Source organism: Photobacterium alginatilyticum (assembly GCF_009910675.1).
GTDB lineage: Bacteria > Pseudomonadota > Gammaproteobacteria > Enterobacterales > Vibrionaceae > Photobacterium > Photobacterium alginatilyticum.
In genome coordinates this window covers 1-436 of sequence record NZ_RSEJ01000282.1, presented here as the reverse complement: position 1 = coordinate 436, position 436 = coordinate 1, and the positions used below count along the sequence as shown (strand labels likewise).

General features: G+C 29.3%; 1 protein-coding gene. It reads right to left on the bottom strand.

The window, feature by feature from the left end; translation table 11 throughout:
* Positions 1-211 precede the first annotated feature (211 nt).
* On the bottom strand, positions 212-436 hold a 225-nt coding region (locus EIZ48_RS29290), incomplete at its 5' end, for a hypothetical protein (RefSeq protein WP_205298661.1).

The following is a 436-nucleotide window of genomic DNA, read 5'->3' as shown; positions in this document are numbered from 1 at the left end:
CCCCCCTCGAAACGTATAGGAAGTTTTCTCCTCGTACGGCTCATTCAAAATAATTTTKAGTTCKACTTAATGTAKAGAATCACAAATGGGTCTATAAAAAAATGGTTGAAATCCCCTTTTTTTATTCTTACTTCCTTAAAAAAAAATCATTTGTACTCATAACTCAAGKTAGRTAACTCTCCAGYGGCTTAAAGGARWATATTTAAGCATTTCATTTATTGAGTGGTCTTGAAACCTCTCTTTTTTGTTTTTTTTTTTTCAAATCTATTTTAATTTTTATTATGGTGCAATTRTGGAAACAATGGAAAAGATCTTTTCTTGTTTTGGGATCCTTTAATCTTTGTTTTAAATCATTGGGTTTAGACATAAAACAAAGATCTTTTCTTGTTTTGGGATCCTTTAATCTTTGTTTTAAATCATTGGGTTTAGACATCAT